Source organism: Sulfitobacter sp. JL08, from assembly GCF_003352045.1.
Lineage (GTDB): Bacteria > Pseudomonadota > Alphaproteobacteria > Rhodobacterales > Rhodobacteraceae > JL08.
In genome coordinates this window covers 3,672,521-3,687,746 of the sequence record NZ_CP025815.1, presented here as the reverse complement: position 1 = coordinate 3,687,746, position 15,226 = coordinate 3,672,521, and the positions used below count along the sequence as shown (strand labels likewise).

Below are 15,226 nucleotides of genomic sequence, written 5' to 3'. Positions count from 1 at the left end.
AAATAGTGTGATCACAAAAATTCAAACCCGTCGGATTTGCAAAGTGATTCGCACCTGAATCTGCGGTACCAGCAGGGCTATCGGGCGTATATACGCTGTCTGCCTCTGAATATCCCCACGACATTCGTGCATAAAAAAACGCCCGTCAAAGCGGGCGTTTTCAAGTTCAGGTATCGCGTCCGAGATCAGGCCAGGCTTGGATCAATCTCTTTACAGGCGGCGACAAGGCCTTTCACGGCGTCGACAGATTTGTCGAACATGGCCTGCTCATCCTTGTTCATCTTGATGTCGACGACGCGTTCAATGCCACCGGCGCCAATCACTGTCGGAACTCCGACATAAAACCCTTTCAACCCGTAAGCACCATCGACAAAAGCGGCGCAGGGCAGCAGGCGTTTTTGGTCTTTCAGATAGGCCTCGGCCATTTCGATCGCGGATGTTGCCGGTGCGTAAAAGGCGGAGCCGGTTTTCAGCAGGCCGACGATTTCGGCACCGCCATCACGGGTGCGCTGCACGATGGCGTCCAGTTTTTCCTGCGTGGTCCAGCCCATTTTGACCAGATCAGGCAACGGAATGCCGCCAACCGTGGAATACCGAGTGAGCGGCACCATTGTATCGCCGTGTCCGCCCAGAACAAAGGCCGTGACATCGCGCATGCTGACATCAAATTCCGACGCAAGGAAGTGGCGGAACCGCGCGCTGTCCAGAACACCGGCCATACCGCAGACCTTTTCGTGCGGCAGACCCGAAAATTCGCGCAAGGCCCATACCATGGCGTCCAGCGGGTTGGTGATGCAGATGACAAACGCGTCTGGCGCGTGTGCCGCGATGCCTTCGCCAACAGATTTCATGACCTTTAGGTTGATGCCCAGCAGATCGTCCCGGCTCATCCCCGGTTTGCGCGGAACACCGGCGGTTACAATGCACACATCCGCACCGGCAATATCGGCGTAAGACTGGGTGCCCGACAGGTTCGCATCAAACCCTTCCGAAGGCCCGGATTCAGCGATGTCCAGCGCTTTGCCTTCGGGTGTGCCTTCTGCGATGTCGAAAAGAACGACGTCGCCAAGTTCTTTCAAAGCGGCAAGGTGGGCGAGCGTGCCGCCGATCTGACCTGCGCCGATGAGGGCAATTTTGGGTCTGGCCATGGAATATGTCTCCGGTCCGTTTGGTTGGTGAAATTTGGACGCTTGCGTAGTCCCAAATGTATCAGGGTGCAAGGGTGCTGCGGTGCGGCACAAACGTGCGCGGGCACTGTTCGCTTGGCGGGAATGGCGCTAAAGCACGTCGCACACCAAGAAAATGAGGCTGCTGCATGCTGGTACTGGATTGGACGTTTTTTGCAATTGCCGGGCCCGCAGTTGTATTTGCAGGCGTATCCAAGGCCGGATTCGGATCCGGCGCGGCCTTTGCCGCGGCAACGATTCTGGCGCTGGTGATCGAACCGGGACAGGCACTGGCGATCATGCTGCCTTTGTTGATGTTGATCGATGCGGTGACATTGCGGCCCTATTGGAAAAAGTGGAGCTGGCCAGATGCCCGGGTTCTGATCTTCGGGGGTGTGCCGGGGGTCGCGCTGGGGGCTGCCCTGTTCCAAGTTGCGGATGCGGACGTGATCCGGCTGTTGATCGGCGGCATCGCCATTGCGTTCGTGGTTTGGCAAATTGCGCAGACCCGTGGCCTGATCCGGCCCGCCCGGGAACGTCTGCCGCTTTGGGCCGGCTGGGTTGCCGGTGGTGTTGCGGGGTTTACCAGCTTTGTCAGTCACGCGGGCGGGCCACCTGCGGCAGTGTATCTATTGTCGCAGAAACTGGGAAAAACCGGATTTCAGGCAACCACAGTGTTGGTGTTCTGGGCAATCAACATCGCCAAATTCATACCTTACGCGTTTCTGGGGATGTTCACCTGGCAAACAGCGCAAGCCAATCTGGTTCTTGCCCCGTTTGCATTGATTGGTGCGTGGTTGGGTGTGAAAGCGCACCGTCTGGTGCCCGAGCACGTATTTTTTGGACTGACCTATGTGTTGCTGGTGCTGACAGGTAGCAAACTGATCTGGGATGGGTTGTCTTAGGCGTCACTTCCAGCATCGGGCAGGGTTTCCGCAAGCGTTTCGAAAGCATCGCCCGAAGCGACAAGACAGGTGACCCCGTCAGGTGTTGTAACGGTGATTGTCCACGTGCCGGTTGTGCGCGCGGCAAAAAGTTCGACGATTGCGTTGTTTTGCCCCAAGCCGATGCTTTGACGGGTTTCGCCATAACCGGATGCAAGCCGTTCGATCACCAGATCGCGGGGGCCGCAATTGCGTGCGGTCTGCGCCTGCGCCAGTTCAAACCACGCAAAAAACAAACAGAAGGTCAGTGCGGCGGTCTTCAAAGCCATATCGTTTTTCAAGCGGTATCTCCTGTGCCGTCGGTTTCGTGCTGTTGAGGTCGGAATGGCCATCCCCTGGTCCGATTAAAGGCCGGTAGGGCAGGGTTCTGATCCACGTCTTCATGTGGTTGAAAGCATGCTTCCGAAGGCTTTGAATAATGGTTAACGCGGCGGGCGCAGGGCGCGAAAAAGGCTGATTACCTGATCGCAGACCATGCAAATTGCTGCGCCGCGGCAAGAAATCCCTTGAACATTCAGCCAAAAAATGGCCCTTTCAGGCGCAAATCCACGCCAGAAAGCTGCTGAAATGAACACAAAACTGCGCCCTTATCGGTCTGTCCTGTATATCCCCGCATCCAAACCCCGCGCGATGGACAAGGCCAAATCTCTGGCTGTCGATGCCATTATTTTCGATCTGGAAGATGCGGTTGCGGTAGATGAAAAGGATAATGCACGCGAAGGGTTGAAGCTGGCGCTGAGCGAGGGCGGATTTGGCCCGCGCATGCGTATCGTGCGCATCAACGCGCTGGATACCGACTGGGGCAAGAAGGATGCGCAAGCCGTTGCAGAAATGGATGCAGACGCGGTGTTGCTGCCCAAGGTCAACCATCCCGACGATATGGATGCTTTGGCGTCGATCACAGGTGATCTGCCAATCTGGGCGATGATGGAAACCCCGCGCGGCATCCTGAACGCGGCCGAGATTGCGGCGCATCCGAAGCTTGAAGGCTTTGTGATGGGCACAAACGATCTGGCCAAAGACCTGCAAAGCCGCACGCGGCCCGACCGTTTGCCGATGATGGCGTCGCTGGGTCTGTGTTTGCTGGCCGCCAAGGCCGAAGGCGTTGTGATCGTTGACGGTGTGTTCAACGCGTTCAAGGACGACCAAGGGTTGCAGGCAGAGTGTGAGCAGGGCCGGGATATGGGGTTTGACGGCAAGACGCTGATCCATCCGGCACAGGTTGCGATCGCGAATACGGCATTTGCCCCGACCGAAGCGGAAATTGATCTGGCGCGCCGTCAGATCAATGCCTTCGAAAAGGCGATAGCCGCCGGGCAGGCGGTTGCCGTGGTTGACGGGCGTATCGTCGAAAATCTGCACGTTGCAACTGCACGTGAAGTACTGGCAAAAGCAGAGTCAATCGAAGCCCTCGCAGCGGAGTGACCCGAAAATGACCCTGTTGATCCTTGGCCTGTTGCTATGGGTGGCCGCCCACTATTTCAAAAGATTGATGCCGGATGCGCGCGCCGCGCTGGGCGACAAGGGCAAGGGATTGGTGGCCGTTGCCGTTGTGGCGTCTGTCGTGATGATGATCCTGGGCTATCGAAGTGCCGGGTATGTAGATGTCTGGACGCCCCCGGCCTTTCTTGTTCACGTCAATAATACGCTGATGCTTCTTGCCTTCTGGGTCTACGGATCAAGTGCGGCCAAAGGCGCCAAGGTCTGGCCTGCAAACAAGATCCGCCACCCGCAACTGACAGCGGTGAAAATATGGGCACTGGCGCATTTGCTGGTGAATGGCGATCTGGCGTCTATCATCCTGTTCGGTGGACTGCTGGGCTGGGCTGTCGGTTCGGTCATTCTGATCAACCGGGCAGAGCCTGACTGGACACCGCCGCCGACAGCCGGAACAGCGACCAAAGTGCGCCTGCTGGTGATTACATTGGTGCTTTATGGCGTGGTTGCGGCCGTTCACGTCTGGCTGGGTGTGTGGCCTTTCCCGACATGAAACTCTATCGGTTTTTGACAGCAGATGACACTTCTGCGTTCTGCCACAAGGTTACGGATGCGTTGAATCGGGGGTGGTCGCTTTACGGTGATCCTACATATGCGTTCGATCAGGCGAACGGTGTGATGCGATGCGGGCAGGCGGTCATCAAGGAGGCAGACGGCACATACACACCCAACACAAAGCTTGGAGAACAGTAGATGGCGCAAAAGACCAATTCGGGACGGTTTTTTGAAGACTACAGCGTAGGCGATGTCTTGAACCACGCGGTGCCACGCACGGTAGGGGCGGGCGAACGCGCGCTTTACCATGCGCTCTATCCGGCGCGGCACGCCATTTATTCATCGGATGAATTCGCGCGAGCATGTGGATTGGCGGCCAGTCCGCTCGATGATCTGGCTGCGTTTCACGTGGTCTTTGGCAAAACTGTTCCTGATGTGTCTTTGAACGCTGTGGCCAATCTGGGTTATGCCGAAGGCCGCTGGCTGAAACCGGTTTATCCCGGGGATACATTGCGCTCGGTTTCCGAAGTGATCGGGGTCAAGCAGAATTCAAACGGCAAGACTGGTGTGGTTTACGTGCGCACGTGCGGAATGAACCAGCGCGAAGAAACGGTGCTGGAATACGCGCGCTGGGTGATGGTGCGAAAACGCGATCCCGGTGCCGCGGCGCCCGAAACAGTGGTTCCGGACCTGGCAAAGGTGGTTTCGCCCGAAGATCTGGTTGTACCCGAAGGTCTGGATTTTACCGGATATGATTACACTCTTGCCGGTGAACCGCATCGCTGGGGTGATTACGAGATTGGCGAAACAATCGATCATGTTGATGGAGTCACCGTCGAGGAAGCCGAGCATATGCTGGCAACCCGCCTTTGGCAGAATACATCGAAAGTGCACTTTGATGTGGCGGCACGCCCTGATGGAACACGGCTGATCTATGGCGGGCATGTGATTTCAATGGCGCGGGCGCTGTCGTTCAACGGGTTGGCCAATGCGCAGATGATGGTTGCTTTGAACAGTGGCGCGCACGCCAATCCCTGTCTGAGCGGTGATACGATCCGTGCATGGTCGCAAGTGCTGGACAAGGCAGAAACAGCTGGGCCGGGTGTGGGTGCGATCCGGCTTCGTCTTGTGGCAACCAAGGGCGGTGCACCATTCGAATTGAAAAGCAGCGATGGCAAGTACCTGCCCGAAGTCCTGCTGGATCTGGATTACTGGGCGCTGATGCCGCTTTGACGTAGGTCTTGCTTTTTCATGCAGCCCGGATGCATACGCGTCTTTTTGAGGGAGGGACAGATATGCTGATAGTGGCCGTTGGTCTTTATTGTTTTGCTGCGCTGGGCACTTTTGCGATGGCAATTGTTTACGGCGTTGCGCCTGTTCCGACAGCATACCACCGCGAAATTCTGAAACTGGACGGATCCGACAAGGGCAAGAATGCCGTACGGATCATTGGCGCGCTGTGCCGTGTGCTGGGCGGCGCGTTTGCCGCGTTGGCCTTTATGCTGGTCTGGCTGGCTTTGGTTCCGATCTCGGCCGATGTGTTATCCGCGAAACTTGCCGCACTTGTTGCGGGCCTTGCGGTTGCCATTCCGTCAATGATCATCCCGATGCAGATTGAAAAAGACACCGGAATCCGCACACCCTGGCGGATCGCTGCTGTCTTGCTGGTTGTCATACTGGTTGCGTTTGTTCTGTCGGTATTGTGACGTGAAACAGTAATGCGTTTTTGCGACCGCTTGATAAGGTCGCCTTATGAAACGGGTTTGCACACATTTGCGCTGGATAGGTCTGGGGATGGGTCTGGCGGTTTCGGCGGGTTCATTGGCACAGGCCTGCGATCTGGCGCTGGTGCTGGCGGTTGATGTGTCCGGTTCGGTCGATCCACAGGAATACCGTATTCAAATGGACGGACTGGCAGAAGCGTTGCGTGACGGGATCGTGGCCGAAGCACTGGTTGACGCACAAGCATGGCTGACACTTGTGCAATGGACGGGGTCATCGCGACAACAGACAAGCATCTCTTGGGCGCAGATGACCACGTTTGACGCAGTTGAAGCTTTTGCCGAACGGGTCACGCAAGAGCCGCGGCTATGGCGGAATTACTCAACGGCGATAGGGGAAGCACTGCATTATTCGCTGGCATCGTTTGATGACATTCCCGATTGCCGGCGCAAGGTGATTGATGTGTCGGGCGACGGTTCATCCAATGAAGGATTATCCCCGCGCGACATGCACGCGGCATTGAACGCGGAGAAAGTGACAGTAAACGCCGTTGTCATCGAAACAGATGGTGAAGACCTGACGGGGTATTTCTGGGAAAACGTGATCACGGGAGAAGGCGCTTTTGTCATGACCGCAAACGGCTTTGCAGATTATCCGGATCGCATCCGGCGCAAGTTGCAGCGCGAGACGGTGCGCCAGCTGTCCGATTTAGACAAAGGTCATCTGGATCTGCGATAATTGTGATCACACAATAATTACTGTGATCACAAAACGGAAATTGACCCCGGAAAAGTGACAGGCCGCGCCAAAAAACCGCGCTCTTGATGGTTTGATGCGGGTGACACCCGGAAAAATTCCTATAAAACAGTGCGCATAGAACCGGAAAGGACTCACCCATGGCTGACGTGAACCGGGGCAATCGCCCGCTTTCACCGCACCTGTCGATCTATCGCCCGCAGCTTACTTCTATTACGTCGATCCTGACACGTATCACCGGCAATGCTTTGTTGCTGGCCGCGTTGCTGATCGTGTGGTGGTTTCTGGCGGCGGCAACATCACCTGAATATTTTGCCGTTGCGGACGGTCTGATTACCAGCTGGTTCGGCGACCTTGTGATGCTGCTGTCCTTGTGGGCCTTGTGGTATCACACGCTGGCCGGCGTGCGGCACCTGATCTGGGACAATGCCATCGGTCTTGAAATCGAAACCGCAGAGAAACTGGGATGGGCCGTGGTTATCGGCTCTTTGGTTCTGACGGTTCTGACCGTTGTGATCATATAAGGGGCGGCGCAGATGAGATATTTAACAGATCGCAAGCGGGCGTCGGGCATGGGAAGCGCCAAGTCAGGCGTGGCGCATTTCTGGGCGATGAAGGTCAGTTCTGTCGCCCTTTTGCTGCTGATCCCACTGTTCGTATTTACCTTCGGGTCGATGTTGGGCGCGCCACATGCGGATGTGGTGGCCTATTTCGCCCGGCCGTTTCCCGCCATTGTCGCCGCTCTGACAATCGTCGTCGGGTTCATGCATTTCAAAGATGGTGTGCAAGTTCTGATCGAGGACTATGTTCACGGATTGGCACAGAAGGTTCTGATCATTCTGATGATCTGCCTTAGCTACGCCGCCGCAGCGACCGGTCTTTTCGCCATCGCGCGCATCGCGCTTTAAGAACTATAGGGATTAGCAAGATATGGCTGCCTACGAATACGAAACACATGAATATGACGTGGTTGTGGTTGGGGCCGGCGGTGCAGGGTTGCGGGCAACGCTGGGCATGGCCGAACAGGGGCTGCGCACGGCCTGCATATCCAAGGTTTTCCCGACCCGGTCGCATACGGTTGCCGCGCAGGGCGGGATTGCGGCATCGCTGTCGAACATGGGCCCCGACAACTGGCAATGGCACATGTATGACACGGTCAAGGGGTCGGACTGGCTGGGTGATACGGATGCGATGGAATACCTTGCCCGCGAGGCTCCGAAAGCCGTTTACGAACTGGAACATTACGGTGTGCCTTTTTCGCGCACCGAAGACGGCAAGATTTACCAGCGCCCGTTTGGCGGGCACACCACAGAATTCGGCGAAGGCCCGCCCGTGCAACGCACCTGCGCCGCGGCTGACCGGACCGGTCACGCGATCCTGCACACGCTTTATGGCCAGTCGCTGAAAAACAACGCGGAATTCTACATCGAATATTTTGCGATCGATCTGATCATGTCCGAAGATGGCCAGTGTCAGGGCGTCGTCTGCTGGAAGCTGGACGATGGCACGATGCATGTGTTCAACTCCAAGATGGTCGTGCTGGCCACCGGCGGCTACGGGCGCGCCTATTTCAGCGCGACATCGGCCCACACCTGTACAGGTGACGGCGGGGGCATGGTGGCGCGGCAGGGATTGCCGTTGCAGGACATGGAGTTCGTACAGTTCCACCCGACCGGAATTTACGGATCGGGCTGCCTGATCACCGAAGGCGCGCGCGGCGAAGGTGGATACCTGACCAACTCTGAGGGCGAGCGTTTCATGGAACGCTATGCGCCGACCTACAAGGATCTGGCCAGCCGCGATGTGGTATCGCGCTGCATGACGATGGAAATCCGGGAAGGGCGCGGTGTGGGGCCGGATGGTGATCACATCCACCTGCACCTGAACCATTTGCCACCCGAAACTCTGGCGCTGCGGTTGCCCGGTATTTCGGAAAGCGCCCGTATCTTTGCGGGTGTCGATCTGAACAAGGAACCGATCCCTGTTCTGCCCACAGTTCATTACAATATGGGTGGCGTGCCAACGAATTACTGGGGCGAGGTTCTGAACCCGACCAAGAAAGACCCCGATGCCATCGTACCGGGGCTGATGGCCGTGGGTGAAGCAGGGTGCGCGTCTGTTCATGGCGCAAACCGTCTGGGATCGAATTCGTTGATTGACCTTGTTGTGTTCGGACGTGCAGCCGCGATCAAGGCGGGCAAGGTGGTAGATGCCGAAGCGCCTAACCCGGTGTTGAACCAGGCATCCGTTGATGCCGCTTTCGACCGGTTCGACGGCTTGCGCAATGCCGACGGAGGCACGCCGACAGCAGAGTTGCGTCTGGAAATGCAGCGTACGATGCAAGCCGATGCAGCGGTGTTCCGCACGGACAAGACACTGGCCGAGGGCGTCAAGAAAATGACGGACGTCGCAAACAAGATGTCCGATTTGAAGGTGACTGACCGTTCGCTGGTGTGGAATTCCGACCTGATGGAAACGCTTGAACTTGCGAACCTGATGCCGAATGCGCTTGCAACGATCCACGGTGCCGAGGCCCGCAAGGAAAGTCGTGGGGCACACGCGCACGAAGACTATGCGGATCGGGATGACAAGAACTGGCGCAAACATACGCTGGCCGTTGTCGATGGTGCAAAAGTCGCGCTGGCGTACCGCCCCGTCCATCTGGAGCCTTTGTCAAAGCAGGAAGACGGTGGCATCGACCTGAAGAAAATCGCGCCGAAAGCACGCGTTTACTGATGCGTTCCGGCTTTGCCATCCTGTTGCTGACGGCCGGCCTTTTACCATTTGGTACAGGGGCGGCCGATGCCAGATCGAAAGTAGACCCCGATTTCATCCTGTTGGGGTGTCTGCACGACAACGGCGTCAGGAAGGATATCGAATTTGCCCGGAAAAACGGCCCCCACAAAACATGGGAAACGATAGAGTTCACGGATTACCGTTTGTCGCCAGTCATGCGTGTTTCGTCAAAGCAGAAAGAAGGTGTTGCCGCTTGTTTCGCTGAAGAAATGGCAAAACACCGATGATGATACCGGGCTTGGCCAGATGATTGCGATTGTGCGCAAATCCCCGCTTGAGAGCGGATGGGGAAAAAGCGGCCTGAACCCGAACATGGCTTTGCAGGTGTTCGGAATGCGCCGGGCCGGGAATCATGCCGTGATCAACTGGATAATGCGCAATCCGCCGGAAGACAGTTCCGGTACGATTTTTCTGAACAATTGCCGCCCGTGGCGCGACCCGGTCGAAAGCCGCAAAAGCTTGGAAGTTAACGGCAAGCGTCGCGGTGACAAAACCGACACGATGGCCAAGGCGGGATCTTCGCCTTTGGTTGTTGTGTCCTACGAAGATTGCGCGCCACCCGCCGCAGATGTCGGGAAATCCATCATGCGCGGTTTCAAGATTGATGATGTGGATCACGTTGTCGTCGTCTATCGCGGGTTTCTGAACTGGAGCGCGTCCCTGCTAAAGAAGCTGCGCGGAAATCCGGGGTATTCGCCGGTGACGCGCAGCCGGATCATGCTGCGTTCTATCGAGCAATATGCCGAGGTTCTGGACCGGCTGAAATATCCCAACGTTATCGGCATCTGCTATGATGCCTGGGTCACTGCGCCGGCGTATCGTGCCGAAAAACTTGGCCAGCTGGGGCTGCCGGTAAAGGATAACGCATTGGGCGATATCCAGCGTTACGGTGGCGGATCATCGTTTCAGCAAGAGGCTGCAAAAGGTCAGGATCTGGGCGCGCACAAACGCTGGATCGAGATGGTTGAAGATTCAGAATACCTTGTGATGTTGTGGACAGTGGCGCAGGACGCCGCGTTTCTTGCGGTTTTGAAGGATCATTTTCCCGATGATGTCGAACTGCTGAAGCCGCTGGTCAATGCACACCCCGGATTGGGTGCGGCATTATGATGATGAACACACATATGGTTGGGACGTCTGGCGCCAACGTGGATTTTACGTTAGAAAACAATGAAATATTCGGGCGCTTGGGTCGTCCGTCAGCACAGGAGATGCGAAATGGTTCAACTAACGCTTCCTAAGAACTCGCGCATAACCACGGGCAAGGCATGGCCGAAACCCGAAGGCGCGACAAATGTCCGCAAGTTCAGCATCTACCGATGGAATCCCGATGACGGTCAGAACCCGCGCTTGGATACCTACTGGGTTGATATGGATACATGTGGTCCGATGGTTCTGGACGCGCTGATCAAAATCAAGAACGAGATTGATCCGACACTGACGTTCCGGCGGTCCTGCCGGGAAGGCATTTGTGGATCCTGCGCAATGAACATTGACGGGATCAATACGCTGGCCTGCATCTATGGCATGGACGAGGTGAAGGGCGATGTTAAGATTTACCCCTTGCCGCACATGCCTGTGGTCAAAGACCTGATCCCGGATCTGACGCATTTTTACGCCCAGCACGCCAGCATCATGCCGTGGCTTGAAACCAAAACCAATCGCCCCGCCAAGGAATGGCGCCAGTCGGTCGAAGACCGTGAAAAACTGGACGGGTTGTATGAATGCGTGATGTGCGCCTGTTGTTCAACGTCGTGCCCGTCCTACTGGTGGAACGGCGACAGATATCTTGGGCCGGCGGCCTTGTTGCATGCCTATCGCTGGATCATCGACAGCCGTGATGAAGCAACGGGCGAACGTCTGGATGAACTGGAAGATCCGTTCAAACTTTACCGCTGCCACACGATCATGAACTGCGCCAAGACTTGTCCCAAGGGTTTGAACCCGGCCAAGGCGATTGCGGAAATCAAAAAGATGATGGTTGAACGTACCGTTTGATTCTGTGAACGAGCCGCTGCCTCTGGCGGCGGCTCGCGCGGGCAATGATGCTGTCGGGCCCGCACTGTCCGGGTAATTGTTCATTGGATGATACCGGTTCCGATCCCTGATTGTGATCAACCGGAGCATTGCGCAAAAAAAATTCGGTCGACACAATAATCTCTATTGATCGACTCAAGCAATTGCCCCATATGCGCGTTCAGACGCCAACGCACGCGCCTCTGGCACGGCAGGGTTTCCCGCACGGTTACGTAGCGACGGTAACGTCTCCTTTGGAAATGAGCGGTCATGAATGGCCGGTTCTGTTGGAGATGACCAATGAATGCCTACGTCACCGATTTTTCGGAATTCAAAGCTGCACGCCCTGACCAGACACGCGCCGAAGTGTTTATCCGCAACACGCGGTTCGACAAGCCGACGCTTGTGCTGGATGTCGAAGCCGTTGCGCGCCAGTACGCGGCCCTGTCTGCGGGTCTGGGGCGGGCGCATATCCATTACGCTGTCAAAGCCAACCCGGCCAGCGCGATCATTGATCGTTTGGTACAAATGGGATCGGGATTTGATGCCGCTTCCCGTGGCGAGATCGAGCTGTGTCTGAGCCAGGGGGCTGACCCTTCAAAGATATCGTTTGGCAACACTGTGAAACGCGTCAGCGATATTGCGTTCGCGCATCAGGTGGGTGTGACTCTGTTCGCCGCAGACGCGGAAGAAGAGCTGGACAAGATCGCCGCGCATGCACCCGCTGCGCAAGTTTACATTCGTGTCATCGTGGACGCATCACAAGCCGACTGGCCGCTTAGTCGCAAGTTCGGCTGTGCGCGTACCAAGGTTCTGGCGTTGCTGTCGTATGCAAAGACCGTTGGCCTGACACCGGTCGGCCTGTCATTTCATGTCGGATCACAGACACGCCGCGCCGAGATGTGGACAGATACTCTGGATCAGGTGGCCAGCGTCTGGCGGGATGCGAAAGAGGCGGGATTTGATCTGTCCCTGCTCAACATCGGCGGTGGGTTCCCGGCGTTTTATGGTGAAGAGATTGACGGTGCGACCACGTATTGCGCGTCTGTGATGCAGCTGATCGCCGAACGCTTTGGCGATGTTCCCATGATCATGGCCGAACCCGGACGCGGTTTGGTGGCGGAATGTGGGGCCATCGCGGCCGAGGTTTTGCTGGTCTCCAGAAAATCCGACGACGATGTACACAGATGGGTTTATCTTGATATCGGTCGGTTTTCCGGTCTGGCCGAAACCGAAGGCGAAGCGATCCGTTATCAGTTTCTCACGGAAAAAGACGGTGATATTGAGGGGCCATGCATTCTGGCCGGGCCGTCTTGCGACAGTGCCGATGTTCTATACGAAAAACGCCCGGTCATGCTGCCGCACAATTTGTGCGCCGGTGACAAAGTGATCATCCGCAACTGCGGGGCCTACACGTCAAGCTATTCTTCGGTTGGCTTTAACGGTTTTCCCCCACTGGATGTAATGATCCTGTAAGGTGCGTTGTTCCGGGGCGTCCACGGGAGGGGATGCCCCGGAAATCTGTCAGGCGAACGCAGCTTCAAGCGCGATCTCGACCATGTCGCCAAAGCTGCTTTCGCGCTGGTCGGACGGAAGCGCCTCTTTCGTCAGAAGATGGTCCGACACCGTTAATATCGCAAGCGTCCGCCGGCCATAGCGCGCAGCAAGAGTGTAAAGTTCTGCCGCTTCCATTTCGACACCCAGTATGCCGTGACGCACCATCTGTTCATTCAGGTCCGGACGTTCATCATAGAACACGTCAGACGAATATATCCCGCCGACATGTGTTCTGGTGCCGTGGCTTTCGGCAGCGACCGCAGCGGCCCGCAACAGCGACCAGTCCGCTGAAGGAGCGAAATTCAGTTCTTTGAACAAAGACGATGACGGCGTGTTTACGGTTGTTGCCGTCATCGCGATAATCACGTCACGGATCGCAACATGGGGCTGCATGCCGCCGCAAGATCCGATGCGGATAAGCGTTTTGGCATCGAAATCGCGAATCAATTCATTCACATAGATTGACAGCGATGGCATTCCCATTCCGCTGCCCTGAATGGTTACGGGATGGCCATTCCATGTTCCGGTAAATCCCAGCATTCCGCGGGTTTCATTTACCAGTCGGATATCTTTCAGAAAGGTTTCCGCAGCCCATTTTGCGCGATAGGGATCGCCGGGCAATAAAACAGTTTCCGCAATATCGCCCGGTTCGGCCCCAATATGAATTGTCATGCGTTCGCCTTTAAGTAGTTATCAGATTTCCATCTTTGATGGATCTGTACCTGCTTTCAGCGCTTCTTTGAACCAAAAAGGCTGGCGTCCGCTGCCAGACCAGGTCTGGCTTTTGTCCTTGGGGTTGAAATACTTTGGTGGCCGTTTTGCTTTGGTATTCGAAGCATTGCGGCCAGCAGTCGGGGTTATGTCCGATAGGGAAAACCCGTATTCGGCAGCGGCCTTTTTTGCAGCTTCAAGCGCCAGTTTCTTCTCGGTGGCTTCGACAGCCTTTAATGCTTTTTGCACATCTGCGGCCAGTTTTTCGAGGTCTTTTCTGGACATCTCATTAAGATTGAGCGTCATTTTTTTCTCCCTGTGAGCGTTATCGCTTATCGCACAGGGAATTATTCTGTTTCAATCCATGCCATTGGCCGATTTTGTGTCAGCGTTAAAGCTTTATTGCGCTGCGACAGCTTTGGGGTCCGCCAGTTCAAGGAACGTCTGATCAACGCCTTCGGCTTCGCCGCCGTGCCGGCTTGAAGGTAGTTTGGGGCGTCAGACGTCCCATTTCCAGCGATTTTCCCGCTGTTTCGGCCGCCTGAGTGGCGGTTTCGGCGTTTTTGGGCAGACTCTGCCTCATGCTGCCAGCTTTCTCCGGGTCATGAACAGGTTGCCGAGGGCGAAGAGCGTGAACAGATGCGCCCGGTTCTTGGCCAGCCCACGGTAGCGCGTCTTCACGTGGCCGAACTGGCGCTTCAGGATCCGGAACGGGTGCTCAACCTTGGCCCGGACCTTTGCGATGATCCGGTTGATCTGCACGTCGAGCGGATCCAGTTCGCCACCTTTGGGTGCCTTGCGCATCACGCCCCAGAACCGGCCTGCATCCTTGGTGAAGGCCGCCTCTCGTTCGGAATGCACGTAGCCCTTGTCCGCCCAGACGGATGTTTCGTTGCCGTGCAGCAGTTCGTCCCAGACCTGGCTATCGTGGGTCTTGGCAGTGGTGGTCTCCAGGCTGTGGACGATGCCGCTGTCTGCATCGACGCCAACATGGGCCTTCATGCCGAAGTACCAGTCATTACCCTTCTTGGTGGATGACATCTCGGGATCGCGGGCCTTGGCTTCATTCTTGGTCGAGGACGGCGCATCGATGATCGTCGCATCCACCAACGTGCCAGAGCGCAGCGTGACGCCCTTGTCGGCAAGATAGGCATTCACCTCGGCAAACAGCTTCTCGGTCAGCTGATGCTTCTCCAGCAGGTGCCGGAAGTTCAGGATCGTTGTTTCGTCGGGGATGCGGTCATCGCCAAGCTCGATACCGGCAAACCGGCGCATGGCCTCGCTGTCATACAGGCTCTCTTCGGCCATCGGATCGCTCAGCGCGTACCAGCTCTGAAGGAAATACACTCGCAGCATCGTCTCCAGTGGCATCGGTGGCCGACCACCCTTTGACCCAACCTTCGGATAGTGCGGCTCGATCAGCGCCAACAGACGACCCCAAGGCACCACCGCATCCATCTCCGACAGGAACTTCTCGCGGCGCGTCACCTTCTTCTTCACCGCATCACCAAGGCCGGGAATGGCAGGCTGTTTGGGCATCGGCGGGCTCCTCTCTCATCCGCAGAA

Annotated in this window: 19 protein-coding genes; 14 read left to right on the top strand and 5 right to left on the bottom strand. The window is 56.6% G+C overall.

The genetic code is table 11. The annotated features are described in order from the left end of the window. Window positions 1-185 precede the first annotated feature (185 nt). Window positions 186-1,148 (bottom strand): malate dehydrogenase, encoded by a 963-nt coding sequence (gene mdh, locus C1J05_RS18150; protein ID WP_114871483.1) that lies wholly within the window; start codon window positions 1,146-1,148, stop codon window positions 186-188. Window positions 1,149-1,315: 167 nt separating this feature from the next. Here mdh and C1J05_RS18145 point away from each other — a divergent pair, with 167 nt between their 5' ends. Next, complete coding sequence (locus C1J05_RS18145; RefSeq protein WP_114871482.1) at window positions 1,316-2,071, top strand: sulfite exporter TauE/SafE family protein; 756 nt, start codon at window positions 1,316-1,318, stop codon at window positions 2,069-2,071. On the opposite strand, the gene C1J05_RS18140 is transcribed toward C1J05_RS18145, so the two are convergent. Beyond that, window positions 2,068-2,379, bottom strand: a complete 312-nt coding sequence (locus C1J05_RS18140; RefSeq protein WP_254684809.1) for a hypothetical protein — start codon at window positions 2,377-2,379, stop codon at window positions 2,068-2,070. The two genes, C1J05_RS18145 and C1J05_RS18140, sit on opposite strands and share 4 nt — an antisense overlap. 298 nt (window positions 2,380-2,677) lie before the next feature. Here C1J05_RS18140 and C1J05_RS18135 point away from each other — a divergent pair, with 298 nt between their 5' ends. From C1J05_RS18135 to C1J05_RS18075, 13 genes are all read left to right on the top strand, one after another. After that, entirely contained in the window at window positions 2,678-3,535 is an 858-nt protein-coding gene (locus tag C1J05_RS18135; RefSeq protein ID WP_114872429.1) for an HpcH/HpaI aldolase/citrate lyase family protein, read from the top strand. Between the two features lie 7 nt (window positions 3,536-3,542). After that, a complete protein-coding gene (locus C1J05_RS18130; RefSeq protein ID WP_114871481.1) occupies window positions 3,543-4,100 on the top strand; it encodes an NnrU family protein in 558 nt (185 codons plus the stop codon). Beyond that, window positions 4,097-4,300: a DUF1737 domain-containing protein gene (locus tag C1J05_RS18125; protein ID WP_114871480.1), complete on the top strand. Its 204-nt coding sequence runs from the start codon at window positions 4,097-4,099 to the stop codon at window positions 4,298-4,300. Before C1J05_RS18130 ends, C1J05_RS18125 begins: the two co-directional genes overlap by 4 nt. Further along, window positions 4,301-5,335 carry a MaoC family dehydratase gene (locus C1J05_RS18120; RefSeq protein ID WP_114871479.1) on the top strand — a complete coding sequence of 345 codons (1,035 nt, stop codon included), beginning with the start codon at window positions 4,301-4,303 and terminating at the stop codon, window positions 5,333-5,335. It begins immediately after the preceding gene. A 62-nt stretch (window positions 5,336-5,397) separates the two neighbouring features. Beyond that, window positions 5,398-5,808, top strand: a complete 411-nt coding sequence (locus C1J05_RS18115) for a hypothetical protein (RefSeq protein ID WP_162798132.1) — start codon at window positions 5,398-5,400, stop codon at window positions 5,806-5,808. Between the two features lie 46 nt (window positions 5,809-5,854). Further along, window positions 5,855-6,562, top strand: coding sequence for a DUF1194 domain-containing protein (locus C1J05_RS18110; protein WP_441351671.1), 708 nt, complete (start codon window positions 5,855-5,857; stop codon window positions 6,560-6,562). Between the two features lie 158 nt (window positions 6,563-6,720). Then, the gene (gene sdhC, locus C1J05_RS18105) at window positions 6,721-7,104 is read left to right on the top strand and encodes a succinate dehydrogenase, cytochrome b556 subunit (RefSeq protein WP_114871477.1); all 384 of its coding nucleotides are present in this window, start codon (window positions 6,721-6,723) and stop codon (window positions 7,102-7,104) included. A gap of 12 nt (window positions 7,105-7,116) precedes the next feature. Beyond that, window positions 7,117-7,488, top strand: a complete 372-nt coding sequence (gene sdhD / locus C1J05_RS18100; protein WP_114871476.1) for a succinate dehydrogenase, hydrophobic membrane anchor protein — start codon at window positions 7,117-7,119, stop codon at window positions 7,486-7,488. Window positions 7,489-7,510: 22 nt separating this feature from the next. Further along, a complete protein-coding gene (sdhA, locus tag C1J05_RS18095; protein ID WP_114871475.1) occupies window positions 7,511-9,316 on the top strand; it encodes a succinate dehydrogenase flavoprotein subunit in 1,806 nt (601 codons plus the stop codon). Then, entirely contained in the window at window positions 9,316-9,603 is a 288-nt protein-coding gene (locus C1J05_RS18090; RefSeq protein WP_114871474.1) for a hypothetical protein, read from the top strand. Before sdhA ends, C1J05_RS18090 begins: the two co-directional genes overlap by 1 nt. Further along, window positions 9,560-10,486: a hypothetical protein gene (locus tag C1J05_RS18085; protein ID WP_114871473.1), complete on the top strand. Its 927-nt coding sequence runs from the start codon at window positions 9,560-9,562 to the stop codon at window positions 10,484-10,486. Before C1J05_RS18090 ends, C1J05_RS18085 begins: the two co-directional genes overlap by 44 nt. A 108-nt stretch (window positions 10,487-10,594) precedes the next feature. After that, window positions 10,595-11,374 carry a succinate dehydrogenase iron-sulfur subunit gene (locus C1J05_RS18080; RefSeq protein WP_114871472.1) on the top strand — a complete coding sequence of 260 codons (780 nt, stop codon included), beginning with the start codon at window positions 10,595-10,597 and terminating at the stop codon, window positions 11,372-11,374. A 318-nt stretch (window positions 11,375-11,692) separates the two neighbouring features. Beyond that, on the top strand, window positions 11,693-12,868 hold the full coding sequence (locus C1J05_RS18075) for a type III PLP-dependent enzyme (RefSeq protein ID WP_114871471.1): 1,176 nt from the start codon (window positions 11,693-11,695) through the stop codon (window positions 12,866-12,868). Window positions 12,869-12,916: 48 nt separating this feature from the next. Here the strand turns inward: C1J05_RS18075 and deoD are convergent, their stop codons facing one another. From deoD to C1J05_RS18060, 3 genes are all read right to left on the bottom strand, one after another. Beyond that, window positions 12,917-13,621 carry a purine-nucleoside phosphorylase gene (gene deoD, locus C1J05_RS18070; RefSeq protein WP_114871470.1) on the bottom strand — a complete coding sequence of 235 codons (705 nt, stop codon included), beginning with the start codon at window positions 13,619-13,621 and terminating at the stop codon, window positions 12,917-12,919. A 21-nt stretch (window positions 13,622-13,642) separates the two neighbouring features. After that, entirely contained in the window at window positions 13,643-13,966 is a 324-nt protein-coding gene (locus C1J05_RS18065) for an H-NS histone family protein (RefSeq protein WP_114871469.1), read from the bottom strand. 273 nt (window positions 13,967-14,239) lie between these two features. Continuing rightward, on the bottom strand, window positions 14,240-15,199 hold the full coding sequence (locus C1J05_RS18060) for an IS5 family transposase (protein WP_114868636.1): 960 nt from the start codon (window positions 15,197-15,199) through the stop codon (window positions 14,240-14,242). Window positions 15,200-15,226: the final 27 nt, after the last annotated feature.